General features: G+C 45.1%; 15 protein-coding genes. 5 read left to right on the top strand and 10 right to left on the bottom strand.

Annotated elements, in window-relative coordinates; translation table 11 throughout:
* Positions 1–111 precede the first annotated feature (111 nt).
* From AC1TPC_RS05690 to AC1TPC_RS05670, 5 genes are all read right to left on the bottom strand, one after another.
* Entirely contained in the window at positions 112–1,164 is a 1,053-nt protein-coding gene (locus tag AC1TPC_RS05690) for an acyltransferase family protein (RefSeq protein ID WP_482065878.1), read from the bottom strand.
* Positions 1,157–1,999 carry a D-alanyl-D-alanine carboxypeptidase family protein gene (locus AC1TPC_RS05685; protein ID WP_482065877.1) on the bottom strand — a complete coding sequence of 281 codons (843 nt, stop codon included), beginning with the start codon at positions 1,997–1,999 and terminating at the stop codon, positions 1,157–1,159. The genes AC1TPC_RS05690 and AC1TPC_RS05685 overlap by 8 nt, the downstream gene beginning before the upstream one ends.
* Entirely contained in the window at positions 1,951–3,123 is a 1,173-nt protein-coding gene (gene alr, locus AC1TPC_RS05680) for an alanine racemase (protein ID WP_482065876.1), read from the bottom strand. The genes AC1TPC_RS05685 and alr overlap by 49 nt, the downstream gene beginning before the upstream one ends.
* Before the next feature lie 5 nt (positions 3,124–3,128).
* A complete protein-coding gene (locus AC1TPC_RS05675; protein ID WP_482065875.1) occupies positions 3,129–4,205 on the bottom strand; it encodes a D-alanine--D-alanine ligase family protein in 1,077 nt (358 codons plus the stop codon).
* A 181-nt stretch (positions 4,206–4,386) separates the two neighbouring features.
* The gene (locus AC1TPC_RS05670) at positions 4,387–5,391 is read right to left on the bottom strand and encodes an aldo/keto reductase (RefSeq protein WP_482065874.1); all 1,005 of its coding nucleotides are present in this window, start codon (positions 5,389–5,391) and stop codon (positions 4,387–4,389) included.
* Between the two features lie 186 nt (positions 5,392–5,577).
* On the opposite strand from AC1TPC_RS05670, the gene AC1TPC_RS05665 reads away from it, so the two are divergent.
* Positions 5,578–6,378 carry an AraC family transcriptional regulator gene (locus tag AC1TPC_RS05665; RefSeq protein ID WP_482065873.1) on the top strand — a complete coding sequence of 267 codons (801 nt, stop codon included), beginning with the start codon at positions 5,578–5,580 and terminating at the stop codon, positions 6,376–6,378.
* A 42-nt stretch (positions 6,379–6,420) separates the two neighbouring features.
* Here the strand turns inward: AC1TPC_RS05665 and AC1TPC_RS05660 are convergent, their stop codons facing one another.
* The gene (locus AC1TPC_RS05660; protein ID WP_482065986.1) at positions 6,421–6,849 is read right to left on the bottom strand and encodes a GNAT family N-acetyltransferase; all 429 of its coding nucleotides are present in this window, start codon (positions 6,847–6,849) and stop codon (positions 6,421–6,423) included.
* Between the two features lie 462 nt (positions 6,850–7,311).
* Here AC1TPC_RS05660 and AC1TPC_RS05655 point away from each other — a divergent pair, with 462 nt between their 5' ends.
* The 3 genes from AC1TPC_RS05655 (at position 7,312) to AC1TPC_RS05645 (ending at position 10,160) form a co-directional block, all read left to right on the top strand.
* The gene (locus tag AC1TPC_RS05655; protein ID WP_482065872.1) at positions 7,312–8,208 is read left to right on the top strand and encodes a chitosanase; all 897 of its coding nucleotides are present in this window, start codon (positions 7,312–7,314) and stop codon (positions 8,206–8,208) included.
* A gap of 210 nt (positions 8,209–8,418) precedes the next feature.
* Positions 8,419–9,258 carry a sugar phosphate isomerase/epimerase family protein gene (locus tag AC1TPC_RS05650; protein ID WP_482065871.1) on the top strand — a complete coding sequence of 280 codons (840 nt, stop codon included), beginning with the start codon at positions 8,419–8,421 and terminating at the stop codon, positions 9,256–9,258.
* A 101-nt stretch (positions 9,259–9,359) separates the two neighbouring features.
* On the top strand, positions 9,360–10,160 hold the full coding sequence (locus AC1TPC_RS05645; protein WP_482065870.1) for a hypothetical protein: 801 nt from the start codon (positions 9,360–9,362) through the stop codon (positions 10,158–10,160).
* 136 nt (positions 10,161–10,296) lie between these two features.
* Here the strand turns inward: AC1TPC_RS05645 and AC1TPC_RS05640 are convergent, their stop codons facing one another.
* From AC1TPC_RS05640 to AC1TPC_RS05625, 4 genes are all read right to left on the bottom strand, one after another.
* The gene (locus AC1TPC_RS05640; RefSeq protein WP_482065869.1) at positions 10,297–11,232 is read right to left on the bottom strand and encodes a tyrosine-type recombinase/integrase; all 936 of its coding nucleotides are present in this window, start codon (positions 11,230–11,232) and stop codon (positions 10,297–10,299) included.
* Positions 11,233–11,392: 160 nt separating this feature from the next.
* Entirely contained in the window at positions 11,393–11,581 is a 189-nt protein-coding gene (locus tag AC1TPC_RS05635; protein ID WP_482065868.1) for a Ger(x)C family spore germination C-terminal domain-containing protein, read from the bottom strand.
* 265 nt (positions 11,582–11,846) lie between these two features.
* Entirely contained in the window at positions 11,847–13,790 is a 1,944-nt protein-coding gene (locus AC1TPC_RS05630; RefSeq protein ID WP_482065867.1) for an ATP-dependent DNA helicase, read from the bottom strand.
* A 141-nt stretch (positions 13,791–13,931) separates the two neighbouring features.
* Positions 13,932–14,435: a hypothetical protein gene (locus tag AC1TPC_RS05625; protein WP_482065866.1), complete on the bottom strand. Its 504-nt coding sequence runs from the start codon at positions 14,433–14,435 to the stop codon at positions 13,932–13,934.
* Positions 14,436–14,653: 218 nt separating this feature from the next.
* Here AC1TPC_RS05625 and AC1TPC_RS05620 point away from each other — a divergent pair, with 218 nt between their 5' ends.
* On the top strand, positions 14,654–14,977 hold the full coding sequence (locus AC1TPC_RS05620; RefSeq protein WP_482065865.1) for a DUF5658 family protein: 324 nt from the start codon (positions 14,654–14,656) through the stop codon (positions 14,975–14,977).
* Positions 14,978–15,037 lie beyond the last annotated feature (60 nt).

Raw genomic sequence — 15,037 nt, 5'->3', positions numbered from 1 at the left:
CGATGATCATTACGATAAGCACGAGTAGTTGAATGAGCAATTCGACACTCATAACAATCCCTCCCTGCTGCAGGTAATGCTCCTTCGACGCGGCTTCTCCTCTCGTTTCACCTAGCTTAATGAACGTCTCCCATTACCATATTTATGGCTGAACTTAAATTTTATGTCGGATATTTTTACAGCGACCGCGGCCATTACAACCGATAACAGACATACCGCAGCAAAATGAATAAGGCTATTCGTTATAAATACCGACTCTAATCCAGCAGCCTTAGCCGCACCGCGAACGAACACGATAGCGATAGGATGCAAAATATAAATCCACACCCTCCACTCCCTAAATGCTTTGCCAAATTGTCCTTTCCATAACAAAGCCCATTGGAATAAAAAATAAGTAGCAGGCAGCGCAAAAATGTACATGCTGTCATGACGGGGAAGCTCCATTGACTTCAACATAATAGCCTCGGCAAACATCAATCCCAGCGACAGAAGAAACAAGCTGGCGTAAATAATCGGTCTTCTTGCTTGAAGCGGATGCTTGGCAGCATAGGCACCAATTACAATATAAATGGGCGCATAAAATAGACCGTTACGCGTGTAATCAAAAACGGAGAACATCGCGTCATAGAGCTGTTTGACTCCATCGACGCCTTTGATTAGGCCATAGTAGCTGTCTCCGAAAAGGCCAATCACATATAATAAACTGACAATCGCTAGCATCGCTGTCAATGACATTTTCCTATACATAAAATAAGTAATCGTCAATCCAATCATTAGAGCTGGCAAATACCACAGATGATAAAAGGTTCCGTCAAAAACGATATCCTTGAAGAAGGAGTAAATCGTGAAGCTTTCTTTAAAATAACCGGTATATAGATTAAGCGGTATATATAACAATATAGCTATTAAATACAAGACTCCAATTTTCTTCATATATCCGAGCCATGCTTTTGAATCGTTTGTTCGCTCGCCAGTCCATTTGCTGAAGAAGAAAAATCCGGATGACATAAAAAAGATCGGAACAGCAATTCGTGTTAGAATTCCGCTAATGAGGTAATCCGCATTGGCGTTGTAGGCATGCAGAGGGCCGGTATGGTTAGCGATGACCAATATAGCGACAAGGAATTTCAGAAGGTCCAACCCGCCGTAGTTTAATTTAGCCATTATACTCGCTTCCTTGGAAGGCGGTAATGATAAAACCGTCTCTGTTATTGCCAGACAGGCGGTAAAGGTCACATTTTACAATTGGTACAGTTGTCGAAGGCCCTTCCTCTGCTGGCACATAATAGATCTCAACCTGCACACTGCCATTGTTGAATCGAATTCGGTCGCCGGAATAAGTATAGCCTTTGACAAAATCGATATACTCCTCAAGGCAAAAGCTATGCTCCTCCATCAGTCTCGAGTGAGGATAGCCGACATAGCGGAAATGCCAGGGCTCACAGGAGATTTTAGTAATGGACTCCTTCCCTTCCTTATATCTTTGAATAAAACCATAATCCGCAGCAAGCTGCTTAAAGGTCTGACAAGCTCCGTTATTCGGAAAAGAAGGCGCAATAAAATCGACATCGCGGCTATATTTGCCTACATCAACGGCAAGACCCGTTTGATGCTCGCTTTGATCCGGCAGCGCAACGTAGCCAGCGGTATAAACAGGGCCATTTTCGACCAAAGATGTTGCATAAATGTCTTCTTGCTCTTCCTTCGTACGATAGGCGCTTACGACTACAACTTCGTCTAAAGCCTTACTTGCAGCTAATAAAGCCGACAACTGCTGCAAACCGGTATTTTCCATAAACATGCCATCATGCAGCTCAATTATGTCTTCGTTCGAGCTGATCGGAAGCAGCTTGTCTGCTTTAATAGGCTGCTTGATCGGATTGTCGCGGTTTATTAACACCAAATGCCCTTCGTAAATTTCCGCTTGGCCGACTTGAACGGCAGTGTGATTTATAAGATGGCTCCCTTGCTGCTGGATATGATCAATCGCTTGTCCCATCGTTTTTGCGCCTCCCCTTTATCGTTATATATTCTAGTTACTCTTGTCGTTAGCGAGGTTGATATTTCCTGCGGTACGCTGCCAATGTGGGCAGCCAGCTCGGCAAATGTAATGCTCTCAGAGCCTTGGCTGCCTATTAAAGTCACAACGGCACCTTCCTTGCACGGACCCGGCAATCGAATCATAAGCTGATCCATACATATTTTCCCGACCACTTTGGCACGCCTGCCATTTACGAGCAGCTCCGTTCCCTGCATGCTTTGCGACCAGCCGTCGGCATAGCCGATTGGAACCGTACCAACCCACTGTTCCTCATCCGCCTGATAGGAGTTGTCATAGCCTAAGTACTCACCCTTTTTCAGCTGCTTCACCTGCATGAGGGTGCTGTGCAAGCTTAAAGCAGGCTCGAGCTTTAAGCTTGGTACAAGCTTCTGCGGATAATAGCCGTACATCGCCGCACCAATTCGCACCATATCCATCGCAAGCTCTGGAAACCGAAGCGCAGCTGCACTGCCGGCACAATGGTAGCTGTTTACGGCGAGCCGCGACTCCTTCGCCCATTCAATCATGTCAACGAATCGCTTATATTGCTGCTTCAAATACGCTGTATCCTCTCTTCCAGCAGTTGCAAAATGCGTATAAATCCCTTCAACGATAACATCAGCAGCTTTCAACCATGGCACAATTTCGTCCCACTGGTCTTTCTCATAGATGCCGAGCCTGCCAAGGCCGGTGTCCAGCTTTACGTGCACGCGCAGCTTCCTTGAGGAAGCGACAGGCTTAAAGCATCTCGCTTCTCTAAACCATTCGGCGCTTGTTACGGTAAGCATGAGGTCATGCTCGATCGCAAGCTTCACCTGCCGAGGTTTTATGGGGGTTAAAATAAGAATTGGCAGCGTAATCCCATGCTCCCTTAGATGGAGCGCTTCATCCAAATAGGCAACGGCTAGCTGCTCTGCGCCAGCCTGCTGAGCCATTTGGGCAGCTTCGATGTCGCCATGGCCGTAGCCATTTGCTTTGACGACCGCCATCAGCTTCACATTTTTAGGCAGCATTTGACGAATTTTCAGCATATTATTGCGTATATTGCTCAAACTAACCTCAGACCACGTGTCTCTATTCATGCCAATCACCTCGTATAGTGGATGGTTTGTTTTTCTGCATGGCGCGTAAAAGCATAGTCAATCAGCTTCTCGACTAACTCGGCATAAGAAGTGCCATCCGTCCGCTCCCACATGACCGGATACATACTGAAATTCGTAAAGCCCGGCAGTGCATTAATTTCGTTCAGATACAATTGCCCTTTCTCATCCAGGAAAAAATCAACCCGAGCAAGTCCAGAGCAGCTATGCACCCGATACGATTGAATGGCCAGCTGCCGAATTTGCAAGGTGATTTCTTCGGAAATCTGGGCCGGAATCGACATCGTCAGCTGCTTGTCCAAATATTTCGATTCGAAATCGAAAAAACGATGGTTATGGATGAATTCGCCTGGCAACGATGCGAGAGGCTTCTCATTTCCCATGACAGCAACTTGAATTTCTATGCCGATGACCTCTTGTTCAATGACAAGCTTAGTATCGAATCGGAATGCCTCCGTGATGCCTGCAATCAATTGCTGCTTATCCATACATCTGCTAATGCCAATGCTCGAGCCTAAGGATGCGGGCTTTACATAGCAAGGAAAACCAAGCTTTTCCGCTACCGCTTGCAGCATGTCAGAGCGATTCTCCAGCCATTGATCGTGGCGATATACGAGGTAATCAACTTGATTGATGCCCGCTTGGGCTAACAGCTGCTTCGATACGGCTTTGTCCAAGGTGAGCGCCGACGACAGTACGCCGTTCCCCACATACGGCACATCAAGCAATTCGAGCAGCCCTTGCACCGTGCCGTCTTCTCCGTTTGAGCCATGCAGCAGCGGCAGTACAACTTTTTTACCGGGCAGAGACAATTGGCTTACTAGTACATCCCCAATGGAATTTGCTGCTGATGTGGTTGCTCGCTGTGCGACAAGATCGCTCATGATGAGCTGATCTCGGTTAAACTCATCTGGACTGCACCAGATTCCTTCACGAGTAATATAGATAGGAAAAACCTCGAATTTGGATTCGTCTATGGATTGAATAACGGTATATGCTGTTTTTAAAGAAACCTCATGCTCGACGGATTTGCCGCCATATAGGACATAAAGCTTTGTTTTCACAAAAAAACCTCCTAAAATCGACTTGTTATCTCTCTACTAAAGATAACCGTCAATATTTAAGAGGCTAGTAATTAAAGTTTAAATAAAGCTTAAGATTACTTAAATAGTTTATATGATACTTGTCCAGCTGCTGGTTTGTTGCCAGGCAAAAAACCCAGACATAGCCGCCTGGGTTCGCTTTTTACCACGGAATATCTTGCAAGTTGCTCAATACGGCATCGATTTCCGTTAACTCTTCGGCAGATAACGGCGCGCTCTCAAGCGCCTTCACATTCTCTTCAATCTGGCTAACGCGGCTGACTCCGATTAGCGCTGAAGTTACTCCGCCTTCGCGAAGCACCCAATTAAGCGCCATTTGAGACAACGTTTGTCCTCGTCTAGCTGCCAACGCCTCAAGGCTGCGGAATTTCTGAACGCGCTCAGCAGTGATCGCCTCAGGCTTCATCGTGCTGGAAGCAGCTTTGGACTCTGCTTCGATTTTATCCACATATTTGTTGGTCAGCTGTCCGCGTCCGAGCGGGCAATAAGCGATTGAGCCTACGCCATTTTCATTCAATACGTCCTGCAATCCATCCTCTACCCAGCGATTCAGCATCGAGTAGATCGGCTGATGTATGAGGCATGGGGTACCAAGCTGCTTCAAAATTTTGACCGCTTCTATGGTCTGCTCCGTACTGTAATTGGATAAGCCGACATACAACGCTTTCCCTTGTCTAACCGCATGATCAAGCGCGCCCATCGTTTCTTCGAGCGGCGTTTCCGGGTCTGGACGATGCGAATAAAAAACATCAACATAATCAAGTCCCATCCGCATCAAGCTGCGATCCAAGCTGGAGAGTAAGTTTTTCCGGGAGCCCCATTCGCCGTACGGCCCTTCCCACATGTAGTAGCCTGCTTTGGTCGAGATAAGAAGCTCGTCGCGGTAAGGTATCAAATCCTTCTTATATACAGCTCCAAACGTTTCTTCGGCAGAGCCTGCTGGCGGTCCATAGTTATTCGCTAGGTCAAAATGTGTAATACCTAGATCGAATGCTTTTAAAATCATCGCACGTGAATTTTCCAGCGGCTGATTGCCGCCAAAGTTTTGCCATAGGCCGAGCGAGATCGCTGGCAGCTTAATGCCGCTCTTGCCCGAGCGATTATACCGCATATCGGAATATCTTTTTTGATCAGCAACGTAAGGCATCTGTTCGTATTCCCCTTTAGCTTAATAGAATGGATTGTTCTCATGAAGCATGCAATAATGAATGCTATATTAGCTGAATGCTTTCAAAGTATAGCTTAAGAGAATCAATAATTGGAATGTCCACAAGCAAGAATTATATGGCATAATGTAATATAAATGTTTAATGAGATTAGGAGTGAGGATTCCATGTGCGAGAGCTATGAACTCATCTATTATTATCATGGCAAGCAGTACTGCGAGCCCGGCTATACGTGGGGTCCTGGAGTTAAAGACCATTATAAAATACTATTTATCCATGAAGGCAAAGGCACTTATCAAATCAACGGCACCACTTATGCGCTCAAAAAAGGCCAAGGCTTCATGGTGTTCCCAAACATCATTTGCCAGATGAAGGCTGATGAGCAAGACCCATGGGTATATTCCTGGATCGCCTTTCAAGGCGGCAGCGTCGATCAACTGCTTTCCCAGGTACAGCTAAGCAAGTCGAATCCGCATTTTCACTTTGCACCCGCAGCTTGGTTTGATCCGTGGCTGGATCAGCTTACCGATGCCCAGGCACTCGAGAGAAATAGCGGATTAGTCGTTCACAGCCTTCTGTTCCGTCTCCTATCCGAATGGATCGACATGCTTAACGCACCTCATCAAATCGGCTATTTGCCGAAGGCGAAGGAAGTATATGTACGCAAGGCAATCGATTATTTGAAAATGAACTATTACACTAAAATAAGCATCTCTGAGCTAGCAAACATGATCGGCATAGATCGAATATATCTATCCGCTTTGTTCAAAGAGTCTCTTCAGCTTTCGCCGCAAATGTATTTATTGCAATATCGAATGGATAAAGCCTGTCATTTAATGAGCAACCAACAGTTGTCGATTTCAGACATCTCTCACTCGGTAGGCTATACCGATCCTCTCCTTTTCTCGAAAATGTTCAAAAAAGTAAAGGGGATTTCGCCCTCACATTACCGAAAAAAAATCGTCTAGATATAAGAAAAAGCCTGCATGCCGCAGGCTTTTTCCAGGTATTTAATGTGGTAAATCTTTAATCATCTTAACATGCGGAATGTTCTCTTCCATAAATACGGTGGACGCTATTTCATACCCTTGCTTCTCATAAAACGGCGCCGCCTGAACCTGACCGTGCAGCTTGGCTTTCGCCACACCCTTTTCACGAGCAATGGCCTCCAGCTCTTCCATGATCGCTTTCCCTAACCGATGCTTGCGGTGCGTGGACAGCACACAAATTCGCTCGAGCTTCGCCAAATCATCCACGATTCGAACTCTACCGGTTCCGACCGGTTCATTTTCGTAATAAACAAGCACATGAATTGCGATATCATCAAATTCATCCAGCTCGACTTCCTCCGCTACGCCTTGCTCCTTCACGAAGACCGCTTTTCGAATACGGAATGCTTCTTCTAATTGCTCTTCTGTCGTAACACGCTTCGTTTCCATATCTCTCTTTCCTTCCATAACGAAATCTCTTTCACACTGCAAAGAAGCAGCCCATATCATATATTATAGTGTTATTTCTCGAATTAGCAAAAAAAACAGTATTTATGTAATATCCAAAATGACCGGCACCTCCAGTTTCTTTGTTCGGAATGCGGAGTAAATAAACGATAGGAATAAAAAATAATTAATTTTTCTGTAGACACAAAAGCGGTTCATCTGATACATTAACTTACAGAAAGAAGAAATACATACGAGATAAATGTGAAAGCGTATCCAAAGGTATTCAATTGCGTTACAAAATCAAATCATTTTTTTCACCAAAAGTTAAAGCGCTATAACTTTGAGGAGGTGATCCGCCGATTTAGTAAGAGATTGACTTTGAAAAATCGTGGACAGACATCACTTCCGGTAAATTACCGAGACGTACGCAACAATCACTTTATTTTAGGAGGAATTTATGTAATGGAAACGACTAAACAAGCTCCAAAAAAAGGGAAATTATTTTTTATTACTTTTGTTTGTTTTGCACTTATTCTTTCGTTAACATCCGCTTCACTTCTATCGAAGGCTTCTGCTGGGCCTCAACACGATGCTAACTTCTCCCCTGCCACACTCAGCTTCCTTAAATCCAAAACAGGTCTTGACGGCGAGCAATGGGACAATATTATGAAACTGATAAACAAACCGGAACAAGACTCACTCAACTGGACTAAGCATTATGGCTATTGTGAGAATATCAACGACAACCGTGGTTATACGATTGGTATATTCGGTGCTACAACAGGCGGTTCAAATGACACATACCCTGATGGCCCAGCACTTTTCAAGGAATATGATGCGGCTAGCGGTGCAAGCAACCCTACGATCGAAGGTGGCTTAGCGCGTATTGGCGCTAAAGGAAAAATGAATGGCCGGATTTTGAATATTACGGAAAGCGCATCTTCCTTCTGCAAAAAGATCAATGGACTGCAAAACAACTCTAAATGGAGAGACGCTATTTGGAAAACGTTCTACAACGTGTACATCAACTACGCTGTGCAACAAGCAAATCAACGTGGTTTCAAGTCCGCTTTGACAATCGGATCTTTTGTTGATTCAGCCCTGAATCACGGTGCTACTGGTGGCTCGAACACGCTTCAAGGCCTGCTTTCACGTTCAGGATCTAGCAGTAATGAAAAAACGTTCATGAATAGCTTCCATGCTACACGTACTAAGATCGTCAATACTAACCACTACAATCAAGCGCCAAACGGCACGAATCGTGTCAAGCAATGGAACGATCTATTGAATCAAGGCTACTCTTCTCTGAAAAACGCCGATTCTGCAGTTGTTAAAGCTACTAGCTGGACGATGAAATAATAAAATAAAATTTCGTCAAAACTTTCTATTTCTTTCTCAAAACCTGACGTAGGTAAATCTCGTCAGGTTTTTTGTTTCCTTGGTCTTCCCCATTTCGCTCAATAATGACCAACAAGAGGAGTAATATGACACAAGCGGATCATTTTTTTCAGCTTACAAAGTGCTATGCTATTTATAGGTTAGACAAAATATAAAAAGGCGGGATAAATAGTGTCTTATCTATCCATTAGTACATGGAGCTTGCATCGCATTCTTGGTCCACTCCGGTGGACGGTATGGGATGCCGAATCCCTCACCCATCAAACCCAATTGCACGATCAGCCGCAGGTATTAACACTGCTTGAATTGCCAGCTGAAGCAGCTTCAAGAGGCTATCAAGCGATCGAGGTTTGTCATTTTCATTTTCATTCGACGGAACCTGCATATCTGGAACAGCTTCGCAGCTCCTTTAACGCAGCTGGCATTAAGTTCGATACGCTCCTTTTAGACTATGGCGATTTAACATCGACTGATAAAGCTAGAAAGTCTGCTGACTTTTCTCTCATCCAACAATGGATCGACGTAGCATCCCTCTCCGGCGCCAAGCAAATTCGCGTCATTGCGGGTGAAGCTTCGCCCACTGATACAGAAGCAATTCAAGCTTCTGCAGCTGCCTTGGCTGATTTGGCGCAATATGGCGCCACTAAAGGCGTTCATGTCATTTCAGAAAATTTCAAATCACTCACCTCGACAGCCGAAAGCAGCCTCAAACTGCTTGCACAAGCTGGTCCGCAAGTTGGGTTCATTACCGACTTCGGCAACTATCACGGTGAGGGGAAAATGGAAGAAATCGGTGCAACAGCGCCACTGAGCGTATCCATTCATGTCAAGCCAACCTATGATGCTGTAGGTTTTCCAGATAAAAAGGAGCTCATCTCAAATCTGAATATGGTTCAAGAAAAAGGCTATGATGGCGCTTATGTGCTCATATATGATGGGCCTGGCGACATGTGGGAAGGGCTAGATCGCATTAAGTCTATTGTCGAACCCTACATATTGACAGTGCGCTAGCACCCTCCTATACTTATAGAGTCGATAACAATGATAATCGTTATCGTTGCATCATATACTCTATAAGTATTTTATAATGACGAACTAAGAGGAGTGCTCCAATGGCACATGGTATGGATTTTACGCTTGTTGAAACCTTTTTTCATATTTCTCCGAGCGGAGCAGCTGAGCCCGCGCTAGAGCTGCCCGCGACCGATTTTCTTAACCGTGAAATTTCGCATGCTGCATTGATAAAAGCAGGTGAAATGGTTCAAGCAACAGGGATTCAATTAGCGGCTTCTTTCGTCGGCATGTCCTTCTTCAATCTTTGTATTACAAATCTTATTTTCGCTGCGCAGTATAACCGGTATTTGGATTTATCGCTGCATAACTTGACTTATCAGCTGGAATACCACAATGATCACGCTCATCTTGGCTTCAAGATTAATGAGCTTCGCTGGACAGATGTTCCTCTCGATGAGCACGAGCGCAATAGCTTTCTCGAGCAAGCCTTCCGTTCCTTTTTTAAGGATGAGATTAATGCCATTGTTGAAGCGGTTGCCTTAAGCGCAGATGTGAAATCGGCGATGATATGGAATCAGGTTGGCGGCCAAATCCATGCTGTACGGGACTACGTTTTCGAAAATATTAAGGATGATGCGCTTCTAGCAAGCTTCCAGCAGGATCTTGACGTTGTTATCGGCCTGCCAGCAGAAGTATTTAACCGGAAACGGAATCCTTTCGTTCATAAACCGCGTTATGTTGATAACCCATGGTCGCCGCCAGACGGCAAGCTCATTCTCCGCTCTTCCTGCTGCATGTATGATTGCCGTATCGATGGTGAGAAATGCTACACTTGCCCGCGCATGCTTCCTGACGAGCGGGAGGAACGACGCAAGCAAGTTCTCGTAAGCGCTCACTAAACAAAAAAACAGATGGCAGATACTTCATGTATCTGTCATCTGCTTTTGAGATGAGGGATTTCGTTGGTACTATATTTTTTTCTTTAATGATTCCTGTCCTGTTAGAATTTAATTAGTTTACATAATTATAATTACGTTACCTCTTATGGAGATTTAAAGGAATTTTACTAGAAATGTTATTCATCGCATTTCGGAGCTGCTTATTATCGATATGCGTATAAATTTGCGTCGTTTCGATGCTTGCATGTCCGAGCAGCTCCTGCAGTGTCCGAATGTCCGTCCCGCTGCGTATTTGCATCGTCGCGAATGAGTGGCGAAGCTTATGGCTGGACAGCCGTTTATCCGCGAGCGAAGGCATCGTTTCCTTGAGCAGCTTAATCGTATCGTCGGCTACCGTCTGAATCATTCGAATTGAAAGCCTCCGCCCGAATTGCGACACAAAAAACGGCTGCTCCTTCCCCTGCCGCGATTCCTTCCGATCCTCAAGCGCATCGTTCAAGATGCTTTGCAGCGCCTCCGGAAGAGGAATGACACGCCATTTTCGCCCTTTCCCCAAAATATGAATCGAGCCGTCCTGCCGATAATCCTGCACATTCATCCGATGCACCTCTCCTACGCGAAGACCGGCATATGCCATTAAAAGTACGATAGCTACATTTCGTATGTAATATTTGCCCTTAATCGTATGGAGCAGCGCCTCAAGTTCATTTTCCTCCAAATAAACCGGGATGCGATTTTTCTCCTGCTTGGACTTTGCAATCAGCGACGCAGGGTTTCCCTCAAGATGCTCCATCTCATTCATCGCTTTAAAAAAAGATCGTAGTGAAGACAGCTTCCGATTACGCGCCTCATCACCAGCTCCCTTCTCCCGGCAAACGGCCATATAACGCATGATATCCATTTTTGTAATTTGCTTCGTTTCGGTTGGGTATGCGGTCTGAAGAAAATCACTTACATCACTTATGTAAGCTTGATGCGTCGATCTGGTCATCCCTTTATTTTTCATCCATATGGAAAAAAGCTCAATTTCGATTCCGTAGCTATCCGTTACCTCATGTTGTCTCTCTCGCAAGGTTAATCCCCCATAAAAACGATTCTATGTACTCTAATTAAGTGATCAACTACTCTACTATGATAGCTGAAAAGTCGATATAAATGCAAACTGCGTGAAATATGTATTTCACGCAGTTTTTTGCAGCCAAAAAAACAAACTTTTTCCGATAAAATATCACCTAATGCCCCTTTTTTGCTCCTGTTTCTGTAATCGTAGGATTGACGCTATAGGTAATCGGAATTCGGCTAAACTCCTCGTCCCAATCGTCCTTTACTCTACGCCATTGTTCAGGATGCTCAATGCTCAATCGTTTTCCAAACCCGACAACATCCGTTTTATATTGCTTTTGGATCTTATTTAATCTCAACTGGATAAGTCGCCGTACCTCCTTCTCTGCGGACATCTCCGCCTTGGAATGACAATGCTGTTGATTTGGCTCCCATCAATACCGGCATATACATGCCTTAGATTATCCAATTCAAATATTTTTAATGACATAAACATTACTAACAAATAGATAACGATCGTAATGGGTAAAATCAGCTCATGTAAGTAACCTTATGGTCGTATGATTATTCGAAAAAATTAAAAAAAGGAGAAGGGATTTCCCCTTCTCCTTAACTGAGCTATTTTCATTTATAACTAAGCGCTACACCTTTCGGAAGGACGCTTTCAACCTGTCCCCGCACGTAGCTGTCATTCATTTTTTCACCGAAAATCACGATATTTCCGCTATCCTCACGTTTTCGAATCAATCGTCCGATTCCTTGTCTGAGACGCAGCAGCATATAAGGCATATCGACCTGCTCAAATGGCGAATCCGCATCATTTCTCCTTGCTGCAAATAAAGGATCATTTGGAGGAAACGGAAGCTCCCACACGATAACCTGCGAGAGCGATGGCCCTGGAATATCCAAGCCCTCCCATAAGGTTACCGCGCATAGTATACTTTCTTCCTCATTTTGGAACTGCTCAATCAAGTAACTGATCTCGCTTGAGCCCTCATACAAGAAAGAATAAGATGCGGCATCAGTATGCTTGTCCGCTTCAGCCTTGAACTGCTCCAATTGCTCCATGGATGGGAATAAAATAAGCGTCCTTCCGCCTGACTGCTTCAGCAGTGTAAAGGCTTCCTCCACCTTATCATTTAACCCCATTAATTGTGTGGATTCGGGAATCGACAATGTCATTTGCTGCTCGTAATCATATGGTGAAGGAACAGAAAATGACAAGGAGCTCTCCATTCCCAAAATGTCCATCATGTAATCAAACGAGCCGTTTACCGACAGCGTCGCTGACGAAAATACGATTGGCATTTTACGAGAGAATACTTGCTCCTTCAGCACTTCCTTCACCCATTTTGGCATAATGACAAGCGAGGTGCCTTCCTTATCCTGGGAGACCCAGCTAATCGGCTTGTCCTCTTTCTTGAATAAGGAAAGCGCAAATTGAATCATCTCCAAATGCTCTTCTACAATTTTCAGTTGGTACGTATCGATCGTATACAAGCCGCTTTCAAATACGAGCTCTTCTTCAATAACCGAGAGCGTATCCTGCAAACGATTGACCTCTCGGATGAGCTCCGGGCTCCAAATGATCTCCTTGCGGCTTGAGGCAGGCACCTTCAGGCTGTGCTTGTCCATCATTTTGAACAAATATTCGCTTTGGGTAATGGCATCCTCAACCGCAACAGCGAGCGATTCGCGAATTTCCTCTTGCAGCAGACGAGTAACAATTCCTTCGAAAACGGCATGATTGAGCTTATAGGTTAATGCTTGCTGTGCAGCCGTTTCCAGCAAATGTCCCTCGTCGAAGACGACCGAGCTGTGCTCTGGCAGCAATGGCAGCTGCCCCTCGCGCTTCCGAGCCTCATATGTCCATACATGCTCCATATAGAAGTCATGCGAGCAAATGATGACATCTGCCGCTTTGCGGTAATGGTCGCGCGACAGTGTTTGTCCGCAGCGATGTCTGACGTCGCACACTAAGCAGTCTTGGAATACATCCCAGCCAAGCTCGTTCCACTGTTCATCGCTGAGGCTTGGATAGTCCTTGCGATTTCCGTAAGGATGGAAGCTCTGCATCGAATCCGGCTTGTTAACGAAGCTTGGCAGGCCGCGATAGATGCTATCGAACAGCTCCGCATCATCCTGTCCGGCTCTCGCATCCTCCAGCTTATTCAAGCAAATATACTGATCCGCTGACTTACCGAGTCTAGCGTCAATGGTTAAGTCCAAGTAGCGCGCAAGCTTCGCAATGTCCCCTTCAGGCTTCACGAGCTGCTCGATTAACGATTCATCCGCACAGGCAATAATGGCTGGCTTTCTCGTATAACGCGCATAACTGATTGCATATAGCAGATATACGAACGTTTTGCCTGTGCCGACTCCTGCTTCCGCAAAAATTGTTTGCTTATCGGCATAAGCGCGTTCTAATTGAAAGGCCATATAAATTTGTTCATCCCTAATTTCAAAGCCGGCCTCCGGCAGCTTCTCATAAAATACATCGGCAATCCAATCGCTTGCCTGCTGGATAAAAGGGTGTTTCGGGTCAAAATCAAACGGATACTTATTCACGGGTAGCTTGCCTCCATATAGTAGGCACAAACGGCTGCGTGCATGCACGCAGCCGACTGTGAAATCTCCTGTACTAATCGCACACTCAAATATAGCACTAGTGACTATGTTTAGTCAAAGGGTATACCGATTCTTTCCTATTCATTCGATCCAACGCACGAGATTAGGATTTTCGTCCAATATCGATTCATACTGCTCCCTCCAGCAATAAATGGCATTCGGATCCAGCAGCTTATAACGCTCATACTTAAACAAGCGATCCTTCTCACGCGCCCAGCCCAAATGCTTAACTCGCAGGCTGTCTCCGGTATGATCCGTGCTCCCATCGTCAATAATGACCGCATGGTCAATATATTGCCGGTGATGCTCAAGTACTTTACGCAAGAAGCGATCACCTTCATTTTTTACAATCATCGATAAAGTGAGCTTAGGACCAGCTTCCGGCACGATAATGGTTGGTCCTGCTAATGTAGCAGCCTCTGCTGCATTTGGAAGAGTAACACCCGTTGACGCCATAAATAAAGCCGCTCGAGGCAGATCGGATTCACGGTACACATGGAAGGCTGGATATCTGGTATCCACATGCAAGCCAATGCCAAGCGCAGCTGCCCTGACGCAAAAATGACGGTCCTCTCCCCATAACAAAAGGAATAATCAACTGTATAAGAGCTCTTCGTCAGCCGCTCCAACGAGTCTAGAAAATAGCGCAATACAGATGGCTTCTGGCGAATGGGACTTCCAATTAATATTCGCTTCAACGGCATGGCTCCTTTATTCCAAGAGAAATACGCATGGAATGTTAATCCATATGAGTCATATGCATCTAATATGCGATCAATCGCGAGTTTGTTCAGAACGGAGGCATGGAAGCTATCGCCGCTATCAAGAATTGGGATTTAAAATCACTGCTCTTCGGACTTCTATTTCTATGCTTTGCCGATGCCGCATTTACAGATATCGGTTTGCGGCTGCATCTAATAGAGGAGCTTAATCCGCTCGTAGCGCGTCTCTATGAATGGAACACAGCCGGCTATTACGCGACGAAGCTATCGCTTCCGATCATCCTTATTCTCATTTACTATCGCATGAAAAATCGGAGCTGGATTAACCCGTTTATTCTCTTAACGGTTTTCCTTTACTTCATCGTCAATCTCTATCATCTTATCTGGATTTCTTATGTCGCTTAGGGTGCTTGAATGAAGCTTCGCCCATGGAAAGATTTTCTTTACCTCGATTAAGGCTGTTGT

This window comes from Paenibacillus sp. Y280 (genome assembly GCF_056786335.1).
The sequence above is the reverse complement of the archived record's forward strand: the minus strand, read 5'-3'. Positions and strand labels throughout refer to the sequence as shown.